Source organism: Caulobacter sp. GW821-FHT12A07 (assembly GCF_058807655.1).
The window spans coordinates 526,138-545,768 of record NZ_JBXAQX010000002.1; the positions used below are offsets into that span (position 1 = coordinate 526,138).

Annotated in this window: 18 protein-coding genes; 7 read left to right on the plus strand and 11 right to left on the minus strand. The window is 71.2% G+C overall.

What is annotated here, in order from left to right; genetic code table 11:
- Window positions 1-21 precede the first annotated feature (21 nt).
- From metX to AC1RRS_RS06215, 3 genes are all read left to right on the plus strand, one after another.
- Window positions 22-1,179, plus strand: a complete 1,158-nt coding sequence (metX, locus tag AC1RRS_RS06205; RefSeq protein ID WP_492854362.1) for a homoserine O-acetyltransferase MetX — start codon at window positions 22-24, stop codon at window positions 1,177-1,179.
- A 148-nt stretch (window positions 1,180-1,327) separates the two neighbouring features.
- Window positions 1,328-1,990 carry a methionine biosynthesis protein MetW gene (metW, locus tag AC1RRS_RS06210; protein ID WP_492854363.1) on the plus strand — a complete coding sequence of 221 codons (663 nt, stop codon included), beginning with the start codon at window positions 1,328-1,330 and terminating at the stop codon, window positions 1,988-1,990.
- Window positions 1,987-2,733: an endonuclease/exonuclease/phosphatase family protein gene (locus AC1RRS_RS06215; RefSeq protein WP_492854364.1), complete on the plus strand. Its 747-nt coding sequence runs from the start codon at window positions 1,987-1,989 to the stop codon at window positions 2,731-2,733. The genes metW and AC1RRS_RS06215 overlap by 4 nt, the downstream gene beginning before the upstream one ends.
- A gap of 191 nt (window positions 2,734-2,924) precedes the next feature.
- Here AC1RRS_RS06215 and AC1RRS_RS06220 read toward each other — a convergent pair whose 3' ends face one another.
- The 3 genes from AC1RRS_RS06220 to AC1RRS_RS06230 form a co-directional block, all read right to left on the minus strand.
- Window positions 2,925-4,433, minus strand: a complete 1,509-nt coding sequence (locus tag AC1RRS_RS06220; protein ID WP_487289985.1) for a phospholipase D-like domain-containing protein — start codon at window positions 4,431-4,433, stop codon at window positions 2,925-2,927.
- Between the two features lie 68 nt (window positions 4,434-4,501).
- The gene (locus tag AC1RRS_RS06225) at window positions 4,502-4,846 is read right to left on the minus strand and encodes a P-II family nitrogen regulator (protein WP_110120108.1); all 345 of its coding nucleotides are present in this window, start codon (window positions 4,844-4,846) and stop codon (window positions 4,502-4,504) included.
- 29 nt (window positions 4,847-4,875) lie between these two features.
- The gene (locus AC1RRS_RS06230) at window positions 4,876-5,691 is read right to left on the minus strand and encodes a class I SAM-dependent methyltransferase (RefSeq protein ID WP_110132827.1); all 816 of its coding nucleotides are present in this window, start codon (window positions 5,689-5,691) and stop codon (window positions 4,876-4,878) included.
- A gap of 91 nt (window positions 5,692-5,782) precedes the next feature.
- Between AC1RRS_RS06230 and gloB the strand changes: the two genes are divergently transcribed.
- A complete protein-coding gene (gloB, locus tag AC1RRS_RS06235) occupies window positions 5,783-6,529 on the plus strand; it encodes a hydroxyacylglutathione hydrolase (protein ID WP_492854365.1) in 747 nt (248 codons plus the stop codon).
- A complete protein-coding gene (locus tag AC1RRS_RS06240) occupies window positions 6,526-7,002 on the plus strand; it encodes a cupin domain-containing protein (protein ID WP_492854366.1) in 477 nt (158 codons plus the stop codon). Before gloB ends, AC1RRS_RS06240 begins: the two co-directional genes overlap by 4 nt.
- 191 nt (window positions 7,003-7,193) lie before the next feature.
- On the opposite strand, the gene AC1RRS_RS06245 is transcribed toward AC1RRS_RS06240, so the two are convergent.
- Entirely contained in the window at window positions 7,194-7,742 is a 549-nt protein-coding gene (locus AC1RRS_RS06245) for a GNAT family N-acetyltransferase (protein WP_492854367.1), read from the minus strand.
- Between the two features lie 25 nt (window positions 7,743-7,767).
- Window positions 7,768-8,445 (minus strand): monofunctional biosynthetic peptidoglycan transglycosylase, encoded by a 678-nt coding sequence (mtgA, locus tag AC1RRS_RS06250; RefSeq protein WP_487289977.1) that lies wholly within the window; start codon window positions 8,443-8,445, stop codon window positions 7,768-7,770.
- A gap of 99 nt (window positions 8,446-8,544) precedes the next feature.
- On the opposite strand from mtgA, the gene AC1RRS_RS06255 reads away from it, so the two are divergent.
- The gene (locus tag AC1RRS_RS06255; RefSeq protein ID WP_492854464.1) at window positions 8,545-9,207 is read left to right on the plus strand and encodes a nitroreductase; all 663 of its coding nucleotides are present in this window, start codon (window positions 8,545-8,547) and stop codon (window positions 9,205-9,207) included.
- 208 nt (window positions 9,208-9,415) lie between these two features.
- Here AC1RRS_RS06255 and trxA read toward each other — a convergent pair whose 3' ends face one another.
- The 6 genes from trxA to tsaE form a co-directional block, all read right to left on the minus strand.
- The gene (trxA, locus tag AC1RRS_RS06260; protein WP_487289975.1) at window positions 9,416-9,751 is read right to left on the minus strand and encodes a thioredoxin; all 336 of its coding nucleotides are present in this window, start codon (window positions 9,749-9,751) and stop codon (window positions 9,416-9,418) included.
- Window positions 9,752-9,873: 122 nt separating this feature from the next.
- Window positions 9,874-13,353: a double-strand break repair helicase AddA gene (gene addA / locus AC1RRS_RS06265; RefSeq protein WP_492854465.1), complete on the minus strand. Its 3,480-nt coding sequence runs from the start codon at window positions 13,351-13,353 to the stop codon at window positions 9,874-9,876.
- A 157-nt stretch (window positions 13,354-13,510) separates the two neighbouring features.
- Window positions 13,511-16,465: a double-strand break repair protein AddB gene (gene addB / locus AC1RRS_RS06270; RefSeq protein ID WP_492854369.1), complete on the minus strand. Its 2,955-nt coding sequence runs from the start codon at window positions 16,463-16,465 to the stop codon at window positions 13,511-13,513.
- A complete protein-coding gene (gene murU / locus AC1RRS_RS06275) occupies window positions 16,462-17,166 on the minus strand; it encodes an N-acetylmuramate alpha-1-phosphate uridylyltransferase MurU (RefSeq protein WP_492854466.1) in 705 nt (234 codons plus the stop codon). Before murU ends, addB begins: the two co-directional genes overlap by 4 nt.
- 20 nt (window positions 17,167-17,186) lie before the next feature.
- Complete coding sequence (gene amgK, locus AC1RRS_RS06280; RefSeq protein WP_492854370.1) at window positions 17,187-18,272, minus strand: N-acetylmuramate/N-acetylglucosamine kinase AmgK; 1,086 nt, start codon at window positions 18,270-18,272, stop codon at window positions 17,187-17,189.
- Window positions 18,262-18,762 carry a tRNA (adenosine(37)-N6)-threonylcarbamoyltransferase complex ATPase subunit type 1 TsaE gene (gene tsaE / locus AC1RRS_RS06285; protein ID WP_492854371.1) on the minus strand — a complete coding sequence of 167 codons (501 nt, stop codon included), beginning with the start codon at window positions 18,760-18,762 and terminating at the stop codon, window positions 18,262-18,264. Before tsaE ends, amgK begins: the two co-directional genes overlap by 11 nt.
- A gap of 124 nt (window positions 18,763-18,886) precedes the next feature.
- Between tsaE and AC1RRS_RS06290 the strand changes: the two genes are divergently transcribed.
- A complete protein-coding gene (locus AC1RRS_RS06290) occupies window positions 18,887-19,522 on the plus strand; it encodes a hypothetical protein (protein ID WP_492854372.1) in 636 nt (211 codons plus the stop codon).
- Window positions 19,523-19,631: the final 109 nt, after the last annotated feature.

Sequence of the window (19,631 nt, forward strand, 5' to 3'; positions counted from 1 at the left end):
CGACAGGCGGTCCAAGGCGACATGGCCGATCTCGACCTGGACGTTTCCGCGCCGCTCGGCGGCGGTGTCTGGCGCTTCCCCGCCGACCGTCCGCTGGTGCTCGATTCAGGGGCGAAGATCGCCGGCCTGGAGATCGCCTACCAGACCTATGGCGCGCTGAACGAGGACGGCTCCAACGCCATCCTGATCTGCCACGCCCTGACCGGCGACCAGTACGTGGCCGGGGCCAATCCGACGACGGGCAAGCCCGGCTGGTGGACGCGGTTGGTGGGCCCCGGCAAGCCGATCGATCCGGCCCGGCATTTCGTCATCTGCTCCAACGTCATCGGCGGCTGCATGGGCTCGACCGGCCCCGCCTCGATCAATCCGGCCACGGGCGAGCCCTGGGGCCTGTCGTTCCCGATCCTGACCATCGCCGACATGGTGCGGGCCCAGGCCATGCTGATCGACGCGCTCGGGGTCGACACCCTGCTGGCGGTGGTCGGCGGCTCGATGGGCGGCATGCAGGTGCAGCAGTGGGCGGCCGACTATCCGCAAAAGCTGTTCAGCGCCGTGATCGTGGCCTCGGCCTCGCGGCACTCGGCCCAGAACATCGCCTTCCACGAGGTGGGCCGCCAGGCGATCATGGCCGATCCCGAATGGCGCGGCGGGGCCTATGCCAGCCAGGGCGCGCGGCCCGAGAAGGGCCTGGCCGTGGCGCGGATGGCCGCCCACATCACCTACCTCTCCGAGCCCGCCCTACAGCGCAAGTTCGGGCGCGAGCTGCAGCGCGACGGCCTGTCCTGGGGCTTCGACGCCGACTTCCAGGTCGAGAGCTATCTGCGCCACCAGGGGGCGGCGTTCGTCGATCGGTTCGACGCCAACTCCTACCTCTACATCACCCGGGCCATGGACTATTTCGACCTGGCCGCGCCGCACGGCGGGGTGCTGGCCAACGCCTTCAAGGCCGCGCGCGAGGTCAGGTTCTGCGTGCTCAGCTTCACCAGCGACTGGCTCTATCCGACCTCGGAGAGCCGCCACATCGTCCGCGCCCTGACCGCCGCCGGCTGCCGCGCGGCCTTCGCCGAGATCGACAGCGACAAGGGCCACGACGCCTTCCTGCTGGACGAGCCGGTGATGGACGCGGCGCTGACCGGGTTCATGGCGTCGGTGGAGCGGGAACGGGGGATCGGGCGATGAGGGCTGTACTTCGGGAACCTCCCCCCGTGGGAGAGGCGATCGCGCAGCGATCGGTGGGGGGAGTGTTGCAAGGACGATCCGCCGCCTCGGAAACTGAAAACGGCCCCCCACCGGCCTTCGGCCGCCTCCCCCAGAGGGAGAGGTTCCTTTGACGTTCATCCGCGAGGACTTCCGCGAAATCCTGCGCCTCGTTCGCCCCGGCGCGCGGGTGCTCGACGTCGGCTGCGGCGAGGGCGCGCTCCTGGAGCTGCTGACCCGGGAGAAGGAGGTCGACGGCCGGGGGCTGGAGATCAGCGCCCACGGCGTGGCCGCCTGCATGGCGCGGGGGCTGTCGGTGGTGCAGGGCGACGCCGACCAGGACCTCGACCACTTCCCCGACAAGACCTTCGACTACGCCATCCTGTCCCAGACCCTGCAGGCCACGCGCAATCCGCGCCACGTGCTGGACGAGCTCTTGCGCATCGCCGACCGCGCGATCGTGTCGTTCCCCAATTTCGGCCACTGGAGCGTGCGCTGGTCGCTGCTCAGCCGGGGGCGGATGCCCGAGACCAAGGCCCTGCCGACGCCCTGGTGGGCGACGCCGAACATCCACCTGTGCACCCTGGCCGACTTCATGGCCCTGACGGAGGACCTGGGCGTGCGCGTGGATTCCAGCGCCGCCTTCGCCGGAAACGGCCCCGCGCGGCCCATCGACCCGACCAAGGCCCTGGAGAACTGGCGCTCGGAGAGCTGTCTTTTCCTGCTCAGCGGGGGGGCGCCCGCTCAGCGTGTGGAACCTAGCGCCGTTTCAGGCGATCTTCTGATCCCATGAAGCTGCGGCTGATGACCTACAACGTCCACCGTTGCGTGGGCGGCGACCGCAGGCTCGACGTGGAACGCGTGGCCGAGGTGATCTCGGCGCATGAGCCCGACGTCGTGGCCCTGCAGGAACTCGACGTCGGCCGGCTGCGCACCGGCAACGTCGATCAGGCCCACCGTCTGGCCGAATTGCTGAAGATGGGCTTCCACTTCCACCCGGCCATGACGGTGGAGGAGGAGCTCTACGGCGACGCCATCCTCACCCACCTGCCCGAAAAGCTGATCAAGTCCGGCCCGCTGCCGTTCTATCGCGCCGTGCCGGGGCTGGAGCCGCGCGGGGCGCTGTGGGTCGAGGTGATGGTCGGCGGCAAGCCGGTGCAGATCATCAACACCCACCTTGGTCTGGTGCCCCAGGAGCAGAAGCGACAGGCCGCCGCCCTGGTCGGCGAGGCCTGGATGGCATCCGATCGCTGGACCGCGCCGGGCGTGCTGCTGGGCGACTTCAACGCCACCCCCTATTCGGCCACCTACCGCCTGCTGAAGGCCGCCGCCCGCGACGCCCAGACCCTGGCCTCGGGCTGGGGCAAGGCCCCGACCGCGACCTTCCCCTCGAACTTCCCGTTCATGCGCATCGACCACGTCTTCCTGACCAAGGGCCTGCGCACGGTGAACGTCTTCTCGCCCTATGACGCCCTGGCCCGGGTGGCGTCGGATCACCTGCCGCTGGTGGTGGATCTGGAGATCGAGGAAGGGTGAAATCCCTCTCTCTTTGAGAGAGGGAGGGGCCCGCCGCGAAGCGGTGGGAGGGTGAGAGGTTTCACCGTCGGCCGGAGAAACCCTTACAGGTTCCGCTCCGCACCCAACCGCGCTCAATTCTGTGAGGGTGTACCCTCTCACCCTCCCACGCCTACGGCGTGGGCCCCTCCCTCTCTCCATGAGAGAGGGGTCTACAATTGCAAATGCTCCGGCGGTTCCGGCGGCGGGGCGGTCAGGCGCGCCAGGTCGTGCCGCAGCCGCTTGCGGCGACCCCAGGGGCGCCAGGCGTCGTCGGGGGCGATGGCGTCGCCCAAGCTCCAGTCGGCGACGAACTTCTTGAGACCCTTCAGCGGCACCACGCCCACCGGCTCCAGCCGGCGCGGGCCGGTCTTGCCGTCCAGCGCCTCGATGGCCGGGCCAAGGCCGCCATATTCCAGGAAGGCCTCCAGCAGCACCTCGGTCTCGACCCCCAGGAAGTGGCCGACCAGCCGCCCGAGGAAGGCGGCGATGGCCAGGCGCTCGTCCTCGTCGCGGGCCTCGAAGCCGATGTCGCACTCGGTGTCGAGCCCGATCGAGCGGTTGTTGAGATTGGCCGAGCCCAGGCGCAGCACCCGGTCGTCGGCCACCGCCACCTTGGAATGGACGATGATCGGCGCGCCCTTGGGCGTGCGGGCGCTGAAGGCGTAGAAGCGGCCGTGGACGTCGACCTCGCGCAGGCGGTTGATCGCCGCGGTGCGGGCGCTGTCCATGGTCACCTGGTCGAAATAGCTCGGGCTGCGGGCCGGGCCGATGGTCACCACCTCCGGACCGTCGGGCTCGGCCAGGCGCTCGGCCAGGGCTTCGACCACGATCGGCGAGGTCAGGTACTGGTTCTCCACATAGATCAGCCATTGGGCCGTGCGGATGGTCTGCAGGTGCAGCTGCAGGCACTCGGTGATCTCGGGGTCGTGGCGCCAGGCCGGCTGGGTGCGGGCGATGGCCACCGGCACGCGGCGCAGCAGCGGCGTCAGGCCTTGGGGCCAGGGCGTGATCGCCGGACGCTGAGGCGGATCGACCGTTTCACCCGTCGCCTTTCGCCAGCGCTCGGCGAAGAGCTCGCCCAGGGCCTCGGCGGTGCGGCCGTCGACCAGGGCGGCGACCTCGTGGCGGGCCGGATAGTGATGCCCCGTGGGCAGGCGCCGGCGCGGATCGTTGTCGAGGTGGGCGGTGGTGTCCCAGCGGTCGACGCCGATGTCGCCGCCGCTGAGCAGGGCCGTGACCCCGTCGACCACCACCACCTTCTGGTGATGGCAGGCGCTGGCCGGCAGGGTGTTGTCCAGCCGGTACTTGACCTTGGAGCCGGCGAAGAAGGCCGCGCCGCGCTGGGGGCCGAACAGCTGCGAGGCGGCGATCGGGAACGGCATGTCCCAGGCCAGCACCCGCACGTCCAGCGCCGGGTTCAGCGCCGCCTGCCGGCGCAGCAGAAGGCCGATGCGGTCGGCGTGCTCGGGATCCCGGCTCTTCTTGACCCGGTCGGGATCGAGCCTGGTGAGCGGATCGAACACCCAGGCCAGGATCCAGATCGAGTGCTTGGCCGACAGCAGCAGGGCCTTCAGCGCGTCGAAGGCCTCGTCGTTGTCGATGAACAGCGCAAGCCGGTCGGCGGTCTCGACCCGCCAACAGGTCGAGCCCGGACAGAAGACGGATTCGGATTCTGCCATGACGCCCCTACGCCGCTACTCCGCTCGAAAACGTGCGGCGGCGAATATGGCTCCGCTTGCCGGAAAGATCAGCCGGCGATGGCGGCGGCGTCGCGCTCGCCGGTGCGGATGCGCAGGGCCTGCTCCAGGTCCATGACGAAGACCTTGCCGTCGCCGATCTTGCCGGTGTTGGCGGTGCGCTGCAGGGCCTCGATCACCGCGTCGGCCACGTCGGTGGGCACGGCGATCTCGAGCTTGACCTTCGGCAGCAGCTTCACCTCGTACTCGGCGCCGCGATAGACCTCGGTCTTGCCCTTCTGGCGGCCGTAGCCACGTACTTCGGTCACCGTCAGGCCCGAAGCGCCGGCTTCTGTGACCGCTTCGAGCACGGCGTCCAGGCGGCTGGGCTTGATCACGGCGACGATCATCTTCATGGCGCGGCATCCCCTTCATACGCGGCCGGTTACGGCTGTGTCGGCGACTCCAGGCTAGGCCCTGCCGCCACAGCTTCCAATAGTATTCCGGTCCTTACGGTTCCCGGCGCCTTTCGAACAGGCGCCGCGCCCGCCGGAACGGGCGGCATGACCGGCGCGAACACCCGCGCCCGGGCCCGCGTGCCCCGCGGCTTGACCGCGAAGGTCTGCTTGACCGCCTCCATCAGGATCAGGCCGGCGAAGCGCGGCCACAGGCGCGCGCCGACCTGCTCGAAGCCCTCGGCCCAGCCGGCGGTGAAGGCCATCGGCGGCGCGTAGAGCGCCCGCGTCCAGCCGGCGGGCTCCAGGTCGGCCTCGCGCAGCAGGCTTTCCAGCTGGCTGCGGCTGAACGGGCGGCCGTGCCCGAAAGGCGTGCTCTCGGCGCCGGCCCAGACGCCGTCGCGCGAGGCCACGGCGACGATCAGCCGGCCGGACGGAGCCATCACCCGCCAGATCTCGCGCAGCACGGCGGCCGGGTCGTCGGCCTCCTCCAGGGCGTGGACGGCCAGGATCCGGTCGAACATGGCGTTGGGAAAGGGCAGGGCGGTTTCTTCGACCAGGGCCGCCTGGTTGCGCTCACCGCCGGGCCAGACTTCCACGCCTTGGGTGGCGGGCATGGCGGCCACCACCCGGCGGGCCTTGGCGCGGGCCTCGTCGAGGAAGGGGGTGGCGTAGCCCAGGCCCAGCACGTCCAGCCCGTTGGCGTCGCCCCAGGCCTCGGCCACCTTGCGGCCGAGCATCTCCCGCGCCACCCGGCCGAGCGGGGCGGCGTAGAAGGCCCTGAGGTCGAGCACGTCGCGGCGCATTGAATCTCCGTGGCCCAGGCGTCACTTATTTAGGCGGGCGAATCCTCCACGTCACGCCCGCCGACCCCCGTCCGTGACCGAGGCCGTTCGCATGTCGCTCGAAATCCACCAGTTTCCCTGCCTGTCCGACAATTACGGCTTTCTCGTGCGCGATGTCGCGACCGGCAAGACCGCCTGCATCGACACGCCGGACGCCGACGCCATCCTGCTGCAGCTGGAAAAGCTGGGCTGGGGTCTCGACATGATCCTCAACACCCACTGGCACCCCGACCACGCCGGCGGCAACGAGAAGGTCAAGGCAGCCACCGGCGCGACCATCGCCGGCCCGCAGGAGGTGACCCGCATCGCGCCGCTCGACCGTGCGGTTGCCGGCGGCGATGTGGTCGAACTGGGCGAGACGACGTTCGCGGTCATCGACAGCGGCGGCCACACCCTGGGCCACGTGGCTTATCACGACGCCGGCGACCAGATCGCCTTCGTCGGCGACACCCTGTTCGTCCTGGGCTGCGGGCGGATGTTCGAGGGCGATCCCGAGCAGATGTGGGCCTCGCTGTCGCGGCTGGCCGACCTGCCCGACGACACCACCGTCTACTGCGCCCACGAATACACCGCCTCCAACGCCCGCTTTGCTTTGTCGGTCGACGCCGACCCGGCCCTGAAGGCGCGGGCGGACGAGGTGTTCGCCGCCCGCGAGCGCGGCGAGGCCACCGTGCCCACTAGCATCGGCCTGGAGAAGGCCACCAATCCGTTCCTGCGCGCGCCGTTGCTGCGGCCGGGCCTTGCGCCGGCCCAGGCCTTCGCCGAGATCCGCGCGGCCAAGGACAGTTTCAAGGGATGAGTTCGATGACTTTGGCTGGAATCTCCGGCGCGGCCCTTTCGGGTGATTTGGGCGCGGGCGAGATCGTGCGCCTGCTCGGCATGGCGCCGCATCCCGAGGGCGGCTGGTACGTGCGGGTGTTCGAGGACGCCCCCAACGCCGAGGGCCGTCCGGCCTCGACGGCGATCTACTACCTGCTGGAGGCCGAGCAGATGTCGGCCTGGCACCGCATCGACGCGGTCGAGGTCTGGCACTGGTACGCCGGCGCCCCGATCTCACTCACCCTGTCGCCGCCCGACGGCGTCGGCATGACGCCGCATACGCTGGGTCCGGACCTGCGGGCCGGCTGCCGGCCGCAGGTGGTGGTGCCGGTGGGGTGGTGGCAGACGGCGGTGTCGCTGGGCGCCTGGACCCTGGTCGGCTGCACCGTGGCGCCGGGGTTCCGGTTCGAAGGGTTCGAGCTGGCCCCGGACGGGTGGCGGCCTAAAGCGTAGGTCTGGAGTCCGATGGCGTCACTCAAGGAAACTCCCCCTGTGGGGGAGGCGATCGCGCAGCGATCGGAGGGGGGAGTGTCGACAAAGCCGGCCTTATCAGCGGCAGTTGAAAACGTCCCCCCACCGGCCTTCGGCCGCCTCCCCCACAGGGGGAGGTTTCTCTAGGATGGCCTTCGCCGACACCTCTCCCTTCAGGGAGAGGGTCTCTGACGCCACTCCGTCCGCGTCTGCCCCCAAACCTCATTCGGAACCTCCGAATACGGCGCCGGCAACGGCTTGGGCCCCCGGTTGCTCGACCCCAGCCGGATCGCCACCTGCTGCGAGGCGACGTTCTCCGGGTGGATGCAGTGGATCACCTCGTCCCAGCCCAGGTGGTCGAAGGCCCAGTCGATGGCGGCCGTGGCGGCCTCCACCGCATAGCCCTTGCCCCAGGCGTGGCGGATCAGGCTCCAGCCGACCTCCGTGCCCGGCCAGCCCTCCGGCCGCCAGGGGCCGATGCGGCCGACCCACTCGCCGGTCGTCTTCTCCAGCAGCGAGAACATGCCGAAGCCGTTCATCGCCCAGGAGCCGGCCATTGAGGCCATGCCGCGCCAGGCGGTGTCGCGGTTCTGGTAGCCGCCGATATATTGGGCGGCCTGCGCGTCGCCCATCAGTTCGGCCCAGCCGTCGAGGTCCTCGGCGGCGGTGGGGCGCAGGGTCAGGCGGGCGGTCTCCAGCGTGGGACCAGGCGCTGTGGCCATCGAACTTCCTCCCTCTTTTTCTTCTCTAGATGACGCAGGCTTCCAGGCCGTCGCGGCGCACCGTGCCCGAGGCCGCGCCGATCCGGCGCGAGCGCTTCTGGACGTAGCGGCCGGGCTTGACGGCCTTCCACTTCAGCGGGCTTGGCAGGATCGCCGCCAGCCGCGCCGACTGGGCGGGCGTGAGGTTGGCGGCGCTGGTCTTGAAGTAGCGCTGGGCGGCGGCCTCGGCGCCATAGATGCCGGGGCCGAACTCGATGGAGTTCAGATAGACCTCCATGATCCGCTGCTTGCCCCAGCCCAGCTCGATCAGCACCGTGAACCAGGCCTCCAGCCCCTTGCGCAGGTAGGAGCGGTCCGGCCACAGGAAGACGTTCTTGGCGGTCTGCTGGCTGATGGTCGAGCCGCCGCGCACCTTCTTGCCCTTCTCGTTGTTCTCATAGGCCTTCTGCAGGGCCTCGACGTCGAAGCCGTGGTGCTCGCAGAAGCGGGCGTCCTCGGCGGCGATCAGGGCGCGGGGCAGGCTGGGCGAGACCTTGGACAGCGGCCGCCAGCGGTGGTCCCAGCCCCTGCCCTCGACCGCGCGGATGACCATCAGCGGCGTCGCCGGCACGGGCACGAAGCGATAGACCAGCACCGCCAGGATCGGGCCGACGACCAGCACGATGAACAGCGCCAGGAAGATGTTGCGCAGCAGAACCTTCAAACTCGACGCCCCTTGCCTTGACCTTGCGGCCGGATGCTAGCCAACGATCGAGACGCTCGATAGGGCGCGTTGGTTAGGGAGGCCTTGATGCCTGATGGCATGAGCGTGTCGGAAGCGGTCGCCGCGCGGTTTTCGGCGCGGGCCTTCAAGGCCGATCCGGTGCCGGGCGAGACGGTGCGGGCCATCCTCGAGGCCGCCGCCCGCGCGCCCTCGGGCGGAAATCTCCAGCCGTGGAAGGTCCACGCCGTCGCCGGCGAGGCGCTGGCCGACTTCAAGGCCCAGGTCGCCGCCCGGCTGGGCTCGCCCGACGAGGCGCAATACGCCGTCTATCCGGCCAATCTCTGGGAGCCCTTCCGCAGTCGCCGCTTCCAGGTGGGCGAGGACCTCTATGGCGCGCTGGAGATCCCCCGCGAGAACAAGATGGGCCGCCTGATGCAGTTCGCCCGCAACGCCGAGTTCTTCGGCGCGCCGGTGGGTCTGTTCTTCTCCATCGACCGCCAGCTGGGCCCTCCGCAATGGTCGGACCTGGGCATGTACATGCAGACGGTGATGCTGCTGGCCACCGAGCGGGGCCTGGCCACCTGCGCCCAGGAGTTCTGGTCGGCCTACGGCAAGCTGTCGGCCGATTTTCTGGGGCTGCCGGACGACCACATGGTGTTCTCGGGCATGGCGCTGGGCGTCGCCGACGAGGACGCGGCGGTGAACCAGTGGCGCTCGCGGCGGGAGGCGTTCGAGGTCTGGGGGGAGCTGCGGGGGTTCTAGGCAAGGAACCTCCCCCTGTGGGGGAGGCGATCGCGTAGCGATCGGTGGGGGGCGTGTCTGCGAAACCGGCCACCTCTCCGGCAGCTGAAAACGGCCCCCCTCCGGCCCTCTGGGCCACCTCCCCCAGAGGGGGAGGATCTTTGGCGCCAAAAGAAAAAGCCCCGGCCGTTGCCGGCCGGGGCTCTTCGTCAGTTCTGAACGCTCAGGCTCAGGCCGGTTGCTGGACGCCGGCTTCGGTCAGCCATTCCAGGATCTTGGCCTTGGGCATGGCGCCGACCTTCATCGAGGTCATCTGGCCGCCGCGGAACAGCATCATGGTCGGGATGCCGCGGACGCCGTAGCGCGACGGGGTGGTCGGGCTGTCCTCAATGTTGATCTTGGCGACGACCACGTGGTCGGCGAGCTCTTCGGAGATCTGCTCCAGGGCCGGGGCGATCTGCTTGCACGGGCCGCACCACTCGGCCCAGAAGTCGACGAGCACGGGGCCCTCGGCTTGCAGGACGTCTTGTTCGAAGGTGGCGTCGGTCACCGTCACGGTGCTCATGGGTCAGGCTCCTTGCAGGCGTCGCGGGTCGGGGGCGGCCGCGACGCGGAATTGAGAACAGTGGCGGTTCCAGCCGCCTCTTGTCCGAAGATGTAGGCGTGGGAAAGCCGCCCGGCAATAACTCAGAAGAGGCGCGAAAGCGCCGCCGCCCGCACGTTTTCTGGAACGGCCATCAGTTTGGGACCATCCGTCCACACGATGGCGGCGTCGATCTCGCGCCCGGGGAAGATCTCGGCCAGCACCGCCGCATAGACCGCCATCTGGGCCAGATAGGCCGGGTCGGCGTCTTCGATGCGGTCGGGCGAGGGGCGGTTGGTCTTGTAGTCGACGACCAGCACCCGGTCGGGCGAGACCACCAGCCGGTCGACCCGGCCCGAGATCGCCATGCCCTGCGGCAGCCTGGAAGCGGCTCCAGCCAGGGCGGCCTCGGCGCGCGAGCCAGGGCCGAACACGGCGGCGAAGCGGTCGTCCTCCAGCACCCCGAAGGCGGCGGCGGTCATCTCGGCCCGTTGCGGATCGGTCAGGTCGCGCTCGGCGGCCAGCAGGCGCGCGGCGGCGGTTCGGCGTTCGGCGGGCGCGATGTCGGGCAGAAGCTGCAGGAGCCGGTGGATCACCTCGCCCCGGCGATAGCGGCCCAGGCCCTCGATCCTGGCCAGCGGCGAAGGGGCGGAGCCGACGGCCTCCTCCTCGGCCTCCAGCGCCGAGGGCGCGGCCCAGCGGGCGCCGGCCGACACCGGGTCGGCCGCCTTGCGCGCCCAGGCGGGCAGGGCGTGGGGGGCGGCGTCGGCCACTTGCGCCGCCGGCGGGGCGGGCAGGGGATCGGGGCCGTAGCGTAGGACCCCGGTCTCCGAGTCACTCTCCGCGTCGATCGTCCGGGTGTCGCCCTCGATCAGCGGATGGGCGAAGGCCGCGCGAGCGGCGGCGTACCAGCCGCCGACGTTCTCGTCCTTGGTGCGCGCGTCGATGCGGCCGCACAGGATCAAGCGGTCGCGCGCCCGGGTCAGGCCCACATAGAGCAGGCGATAGGCCTCCTGCTGGGCCTTGTCCTCGCGCAGCTTTCGGGCGCTCGCCGAGGCCTCGCAGTCGTACTTGCCCGAGGCGCACCAGACATAACCCTTGTCCGCCGTGGCCAGCAGCGGCGAGCCGCGCGCCCCGCCCTTCATCGTCGTCTCGGGCAGGAAGACGATCGGCGCCTCCAGGCCCTTGGCGCCGTGGGCCGTCATCACCCGCACCTGCCGGCGCACGCCCTCCATCTCGCGCTTGACCACGATGTCGAGCGCCGCGAACTCGGCGACCAGGGTCTCCAGATCCCGCACGCCGCGCGCTTCGGCGTTGGTGATCTGGGCCAGGAACTCGTCCAGGGCGTCGGCGGCCTCTTCGCCCAGGCGGGTGAGGGCGCGGGCGCGGTTGCTGGTTCCGTTGACGTCCAGCTTGCCCAGGAACAGGGCGTAGAATTCGTAGGGCTGGCGGCGGCGACGGGCGTTCAGGGCCCAGTCGAGCAGGGCGTGGGCCTCGCGCCAAAGCGGCCGCTCGTCAGCGCGCGCGGTCAGCACGGTCCACAGCGTCCCGCGCCGTCCCTTGGCCAGGGCGTAGAGATCATCGTCCGCCAGGCCGCAGAACGGGCTCTTAAGAAGCGCCGCCAGAGTCAGGTCATCGCCCGGGAACAGGCAGAAGCGGCCAAGCGCCAGCAGGTCGTCGAAGATGATGTGAGCCGACAGCGACAGCCGGTCGGCGCCGGCCACCGGCACGCCGCGCCGCTTCAGCGCCCGCAGCACCTCCTCGAACAGCGCCTTGCGCCGCCGCACCAGCACCAGCACGTCGCCATAGTGGGCCGGGCGCCAGGTCCGGCTGTCCTTGTCGAACACCGCATCGCCGCGCTCGACCAGGGCCTTGATCTCGGCGGCGATCTTCTCGGCCAGGCGGCGGTTGGCGCCCTGCTCGGTCTCGACGTCGAGCGGCGCGTCCCAGGCCTCGCGCTCGGCGGCGACCGGCTCGCGCTCCAGCGGCCACAGGTCCACGCACCCCGGATGGTCGCGGCGGAAGGCCTCGTGGCCCGGGATGTCCTCGCCGGTCGGAGCCAGGCCCAGCCGCGCGTCCGGCGCCTCGAACAGGGCGTCGACGAAGCTCAGCACCTGCTGGGTCGAGCGGTAGGACATCGACAGCGGCACGGCCTTGCCCGTGCGGCCGACGGCCTCGATGCGGGCGATGTAGCCTTGCGTCTCGATCAGCAGCCGCTCGGGCTGGGCGCCCTGGAACGAATAGATCGACTGCTTCTCGTCGCCGACGATGAACAGGGTGCGGCCGTCGGCGGCCTTGCCGTCGCGGCCCGGCGCCCCGGCCCCGGCGAAGAAGTCCTCGGTCAGGGCCGACAGGATCTCCCACTGCTCGGGGGCGGTGTCCTGGGCCTCGTCGAGCAGGATGTGCGACACCCCGCCATCCAGCTTGTAAAGCACCCAGGCCGCGTCGACCTTGCGGGTCAGCAGGTCACGGGTCTTCTCGATCAGGTCGGAGAAGTCGAGCGCCCCGTGGGCCTGCTTTTCCTCGATGAACTTGGCCAGATAGAGCGCCGCCAGCCGCAGGGCCGCGACGCTGTCCTCGGCCACCTTGGCGGCGCGGAGGTATTCGCGGGCCTCCTCCAGGCGCTCCTGTTCGGCCAGCAGCCGTTCGCGCAGGTCTTCCCGGCTCTTCAGGCCCGAGGTCTTGGCCGGCCAGGTCGCGGGCGTGCCCACGCCCTTTTCGGTGAAGAGGGCCGCCAGGGCGTCTTCCAGCGTCGCGCCGGGATCGACGGCGACGGCCCGCATCTGCTCGCCGCACTTGATGTCGGTCTTGCCGCCGCCCGCCAGCACGTCGGCGATCGAGCGCCACAGCACCCGGTCGAGATCGGCCATGGCCTCGGCCGCGACCTCATCGGCGGTGGTCGGTTCGGGAAAGCCGCAGACGGTCCAGAGATCGGCGATCACGCCCTCCAGGCCGCCGCAGCGGTCGAGATAGGCGGCGATGCCGGAGCGCTGGTGCTCGAAGGTCGCGAACATCGCCTCGAACGAGGCGAAGTCCAGGGCCACCGAGAAGCGGGCATAGGCCTGCGCGAACACGTCGTCGCTGTGGGTGACGTGGTCGGCCAGCTTGTGCAGGGCCGCCTGGGCCACGGCCGACGAGGCGCCGTCGTCCATCACCTGGAAGCCGGGCGACACCCCGGCCTCGATCGGGAAGCGCCGCAGCAGCTTCTCGCAGAAGGCGTGAATGGTCTGGATCTTCAGGCCGCCCGGCGTCTCGAGGGCTTTCGCGAACAGGCTGCGGGCCTTGGACAGGGCGGCCGCGTCGAACTCGTTGGCCGGGCGGTCCACGAGGTCGGCGATCTCGGCGCGCAGCGCGTCGTCGGGCGTGATGCACCACTTGCCCAGCCGGTCGAACAGGCGGTGCTGCATCTCGGCGGCGGCGGCCTTGGTGTAGGTCACGCACAGGATCGCCGCCGGCTCGGCGCCGCCCAGCAGCAGGCGCGCGACCCGGTCGATCAGGGTCTTGGTCTTGCCCGAACCGGCGTTGGCCGTGACGAAGGCGGAGATCGCCGGGTCGGCGGCGATGCGCTGGGGATCGAGGGCGATCAAAGGGAACCTCCCCCTCTGGGGGAGGCGATCGCGCAGCGATCGGTGGGGGGAGTTATTCGGAAGTCGGCCAGCGCGGCGGCCGTTGAAAACGCCCCCCCACCGGCCTTCGGCCGCCTCCCCCAGAGGGGGAGGTTTCTTGAGAACAGCGCCGCCCTCATTCCCCGTCCCCCTCGTCGCCGCTGGTGGACCACTCGAACACCCGCGCCAGGTGACCGTAGTCCCCCGCATGGTCGTGCACGAACTGCGGGGCGGTGCGCGACAGGTAGGGCCGCGTCGGCTCGTCGTACTTGCGGATCAGCTCGACCAGGCCGTCGAAGGCCTTGCGGGCGGCGTCCTCGCTCTCGCCGCCGGCCCTGGCGCGGGTCTGCTCCTCGCCGGCCGGGCGTCGGCCGGTGACGCGGACATAGGTGAGATCCCCGGGCGCGCGCGGGCCGAGTGCGGGGAAGCCGCCGTTCTGCAGGATGGCCGCCGTCAGGGTCAGCTGCGGTGAGAAGCCGGTGTCCACCTGCTTCTGGCTGGGAGCGGCGCCGGTCTTGTAGTCGAGGATGTGGGCGGAAAGGCCGTCGCGGGTCGGCTCCAGGCGGTCGGTCTTGGCCGTCAGGGTGAAGGGCCGGCCGTCGACCTGGAAGGTGATCTCGCCGGCGGCCTCGACGACGATCTTCTCGGCGTTCGCGCGGCGGCGGGCCTCCAGGTCCATGACCCACAGGGCGGCTTCGCGGGCCAGGGCGCGTTCGCGGGCCAGGGCCGAGGGCGGCATGCCGGCGGCGACCAGCTCGGCGATGTAGAGGCCCTCGAAGATCTCCGCGCCGTTGGCCGGCAGCGCCTGCGGGTAGGTCTCGGCGAACACCTCGAAGGCGGCGTGGATGGCCGTGCCGCGCGCGCGCGCCTCCACCGGCTCGTCCGGACGGTCGAGGGGGTAGAGCTTGAGGATGTCGCGCGCCCAGACGGCGTAGGGATCGCGCGTCAGGGCCTCGACGCGGGTGACGGCCATCTTGCGGGGACGGTCGGCGACCGGCGGGCAGGGAGCAGGGCGCCGGACCGGGGCGTAGGGGCCGGGGGCGTCGAGCGCCCGGGCCCAGTCCAGCACGTCGGGGCGCTCGGTCAGGGTCAGGTTGGCGCCGCGCGCCAGGGTTTTCATTCGCCACAGCCAGCGGCTCTCGACGGCCGGCGCGCCGCCGCGGCGCTGGCTGTGCACCAGGATGACGTCGGGGGCGCTGGCGGCCTGGGCGAAGTCGTGGGCGGTGAGGCCGATCTTGCGCTCGGGCGGCGGCAGGCCGAGCTTCTCGCGCATCGGCCGCGACAGGAACGGATCGATCGGGGCCGCCTGCGGCCAGACGCCTTCCTCCAGCCCGGCCAGGATCAGCCGGTCGGCGCGCACCAGACGGGCCTCGATGGCGCCCAGCATCCGCAGCTGAGGATGCGTGGCGCCGCCGACGCGCAGGGTCTCCTCGTCGACCAGCCGGCCCAGCAGGTCGAGGAAGCCCAGCGGATTGGTCGGCGGTAGGGCCTGGCCGTCGTCGATCAGGGCCGAGATCAGCGCCGCCAGGGCTTCGCCGCCGGAGCCGGCCCACAGCGCCTGGGGCTCGGCCAGGCTTTCCAGCGCTTTCGCCAGGGCTTCGGCGGCGAGGTGCGGCGGGGCGACGGGGCCGGCGGCGTAGGGCTCGGCGGCGATCTCGACGGCGGCGTGGATGCGGCGGGCCAGGTCCACGGCCTCGGGATAGGCGGCGATGCGGCGTTCGAGAGCGGCCGCGTCGGCCGGGGCCGAGCCGCGCAGGCCCCGCAGCTCTAGCGTCCGCGCGGCGTCGTCGGCCTTGAGCAGCGGGTGCTTGGCGACGGCCAGCAGACCGACCGGATCCAGCGGCGCCAAAACGAGCCCGGCCAACTTGCGGGCCAGCACGGCGGGGGGCGAGGCGGCCAGGGGCGCGCCGGCCGAGCTGTCGGGCACGACGCCCCAGCGGGCCAGATAGAGCCCCGCGCGGCGGGCCAGCTGCTGGTCGGGGGTCACGAGCGCGGCGGTCTTGCCTGGCGTCTCCAGGGCCTCGCGTAGCAGCAGGGCGCAGGCCAGGGCGGCCTCTTCCTCGCCGGAGGCGTTGACCAGCGACAGGCCCGACAGGCCCTCGGCGATCGGGTCGAGCGTCGCGGACTCCGCGCGCAGTTTGGCGATCTGGGCCAGCCAGTCGGCGGTGGCCTCGGCCGGGCGCAGGGCCTCGTTGACCAGGCGGCGACGCCAGCGGCCCCGGCTGTCGGCCTCGGCCCGCCAGCGGCGGACGGCGCCGCGATCGACCTCGGCGCGGTGGAGCAGCCGGCGCATGGCGCCCTGCGGATGCTGCTCGCCGACCTTGTCCCAGGCGTCGTCGGCGAGATCCTCGTCCAGGCCCGGCAGCACGACGCAGCCTTGCGGGGCGCGGGAGATGGCGATCAGCAGGTCGGCGGTGGCGGGGGCGGTGCCGGTCGAACCGGCGGCGACCAGCACGCCAGGCGGCGGATTGGCCATCCACTGCTCGGCCAGGGCGCGCAGCAGCCGCACGCGGCGCTCGCTGACGTCCATCATCTGGAGGTCTTCGAGACGAGCGGTCCAGCCCTCGACCATGGCCCGGATGAACCGCGCCGAGACCTGCCAGTGGGCGGCCAGATCCCCGTCGGCCAGGCCGTCGAGGCGCTCGATGATCGGGACCTCCTCGATCTGGCAGCTGTCGAGCAGGTCGGACACGGCCTTGGCCATCTCCAGGGCCTGGCCGGCGCTGGGCGGGCTGTCGAGCAAGGACGCGTTGTCGTGGACCAGGCGCGCCAGTTCGAACCGGCGGCGGCGGCTGGAGACGGCGGGCGGCAGGTCGAGCGCCAGGTCGCCGGGCTCGAACGGCGGCTCGCCCTCGTCGAGGTCGCCCAGCGGGCGGATCTGCGGCAGCAGCACGGCCCGCCCGCCGCCGGCCGCCACGAAGGCGTCGGCCAGGGCGCGGGCGCCGCGGCGGGTCGGGGTCAGCAGGGTGGCGTGCGACAGGGCGTCGGGACCCAGATGGGCCAGGCGCTCGAGGAGGCCGGCGGCCACGTCGTCGACGAACGGCCGGTGGGCCGGGATCGAGAACCAGCCGGAACCGGCCGGGCCGCTCATCCCGCCGGGACCTCGGCCAAGCGGGCCTCGGCCTCGTCGCGCGCGCCGGGATCGCCGACGTGCATCCAGAAGCCGTCCATGACCACGCCGTGCACGCGGCCCTGGGGCGCGAGCTTGCGCCAGATCGTCGCCAGCGAGAACGCGCCCTCGGGGCCGTCATCGACCAGGCCCGGCTTGCAGATGTGCACGCCCATATAGGCGAACGGCGCGCTGGTGGCCTCGCCCCGGAAGGTCAGGGCCCCGTCCTCGGCCAGGAAGAAGTCGCCGGCCCCGTCGAAGCCGAGGGTGCGGTCCAGGCGCGCCAGCAGCAGGCAGACGTCCATCCGCTCCGGATCCCAGGCCTTGGCCAGGCTGTCGATCGCCGGCGCGCCGTCTTCGGTCCAGACGGAGTCGATATTGGCGACGAACACCGGCTCTTCGCCCAGCAGCGGCCGGGCCTTGCGCAGGCCGCCGCCGGTCTCCAGCAGTTCGCCGCGCTCGTCGGAGATGACGATCGTCGGCGCGCTGGCGCGGGCCTTGAGGTGATCCTCCAGCCGGTCGGCGAAGGCGTGGACATTGACCACGGCGGTCTCGACCCCGGCCTCGGCCAGGCGGTCGAGCATGTGGTCCACCAGCGTGCGGCCGGCGACTTCCACGAGGGCTTTCGGCCGGTCGTTGGTCAGGGGGCGCATGCGGGTGCCAAGGCCCGCGGCCAGCACCATCGCCTTCTTCGGAGAAGCGCTCACGAGCGGGCCTCCGCCGGGACGTGGGCGTCGAACCAGGCCTTCAGCCCCGCCAGCGCCGGATCGGCCAGGCAGCTGTCCAGATAGCGCCACAGGCGGGGCATGAAGCTCTCGTACTTGGGCTTGCCGTCGCGGGTGACCAGGCGGGCGAAGATGCCGAGGATGCGGGCGATGTTGAGCGCCCCCAGCGCATGGTAGTCGGCCAGGAACTGGGTGCGGTCGAGCTCGGGGCGGGCGGCGAGATAGCGGTCGAGGCCGCGTTGCTCGATTTCCGGCGAGACGTCGCGGCGGGCGTCGTGCAGCAGCATCGAGAAGTCCCAGGCCGGGTGGGCGACCACGGCGTCCTGGAAGTCGATCAGGCCCACGCGCGCCGGACCCTCGCGGTCGGGCAGCCACAGCAGGTTCTCGGCGTGATAGTCGCGGTGGCAGAACACCGAAGCGCCGGCCTCGGCCCGGGCGCGGATCGGGCTCCACAGCGCCTGCCAGTCGGCCAGGGCGGCGGCGTCGAAGGTCACGGGCTTCAGCTTGGGCAGCCACTCGACGAACAGGTCCTGGGCCATCTGCAAAGCCAGGTCGTCATAGGTCAGCAGCGGCCAGGTCGAACCGCCGGCTTCCAGCACGGCGGGCGGCGCGACGGCGTGCAGGGCGACCAGGGCGTCGACGGCGGCGTCGTAGAGCAGCGGCTCGTCGCCGCCCTCGGCGATCACCTTGGCGTAGAGGTCGTCGCCCAGGTCTTCGAGGACGGCCAGGCCCAGGGTCGGCTCGGCGGCCAGCACCTCGGGGGCCGAGAGGCCTTGCGCCCGCAGCCAGCCGGCCACGGCCACGAAGACGTCCACCCGGCCGGCGGCCAGGCGATAGGCGGCGTTGAAGCCCAGAGCGCGGCGCTCGTCCGGCGTCGCGTCGGGCGGGCAGGGGGCGGTCTCCAGGGCCGGCGGCTGGTCCATGAAGATGAAGGTCTGCTCGCCGCGATGCAGGCGCTCGTACGAGCGGGTCGAGGCGTCGCCGCCCAGCGGCTGGCGGCGCGCGTCGCCATAGCCGTGGCGGGCAAGAAAGTCGGCCTTCAGGGTTTCGCGGTCAGAGCTCAAGCTTGCGTTCCTTGAAGGCGCCGTAAGGAGTGATGCGGACGCGGCGGGCTTCGCCGGCGGCCCCATTCAGAGGCTCGTCCAGAACCGCGGAAATCTCTACATCGAGTCGGTCGGGCGGCAGACGGCCCTCCAGGCGCTGGGGCCATTCGATCAGGGCCGCGCCGTCCTCCAGGGCCTCTAGGAGACCGATCTCGTAGGCCTCGTCCGGATCCTCCAGGCGATAGAGGTCGAAATGGGCCAGCGGGAAGGCTTCCGCTTCGTAGAACTGCACCAGGGTGAAGGTCGGACTGGGCACCTCTTCTTCGGGCGAGGTCAGGGCGCGCACGAGGGCGCGGGCCAGGGTCGACTTGCCGGCGCCGAGCGGACCGTAGAGGCACAGGGCCGCGCCCGGAAACAGCACGGCGGCCAGCCGTTCGCCGAGCGCCTTGGTGGCGGCCTCGTCGGGCAGGTCGATTTCTAGGGGGGCGGCGGTCGCGGGCGCCTGTGACATGGACATCGCGCCAATCTAGAGTCCCCGACGCGGGCCTCAAGCGGCTTTCAGGAATTTTGCCGTCGCCGAAGGGCTCGCGGCGTCCTATTCACCGGCTTCGGCAATTCCTAGGGGATCGGTAGAGATGAAGAAGTTCAAGCTGTGGGCCGGTCTGGCGGTCGTCGTGGCGGTGGTCGGCGCCGGCCTGTGGGCATGGTGGAACTTCGACCTGCGCTGGCGGCCCAAGACCATCACCAAGAACCAGGCCGAGATCGCCAAGATCCTCGAAGGCTCCGGCTGGGTGTCGCCGGGCCTGAAGGGGGGCAAGCTCTACATGGTCAGCTTCCGCACCTGCCCCGACTGCATCCGCTTCAAGAAGGAAGAGTATCCCAAGCTGCACAAGGCGGGCGTCGACACCCGCCTGATCGAGATCGCCCGCGCCGACCGCAACGGCGTGCCCAAGTCGACGCCGGTGGAGCGGGCGACGGTGGCCGAGCTGTGGATCAACCGCTCGTGGGAACTGGCCGAGAAGTGGGACGCCACCCCGGTCGAGGCCTGGAAGGCCCCGGGGATCAAGCCCGCCGACGGCGACATCGCCCGCACCGCCGTCATCGAGGCCGGCCGCAAGTCGGTCGAGGACCTGCGGCCGCTGCTCAAGGACAACGGCGTCAACTTCGCCTATCCGCTGCTGGTGTGGTGGACGCCGGACGGCCAGATGAAGGCCTGCGCGTGCGAGAAGCGCGAGACGTACCGGTTCGTGCGGAAGGACCTGGGGGTTTAGATTGCTAAATCCTCCCCCTCTGGGGGAGGTGGCCCAGAGGGCCGGAGGGGGCGGCACCGCCTTCGGCGGCCCCCTCAGTCGCTCGGGGGGGGTTCCCCCGAGGGGGGGG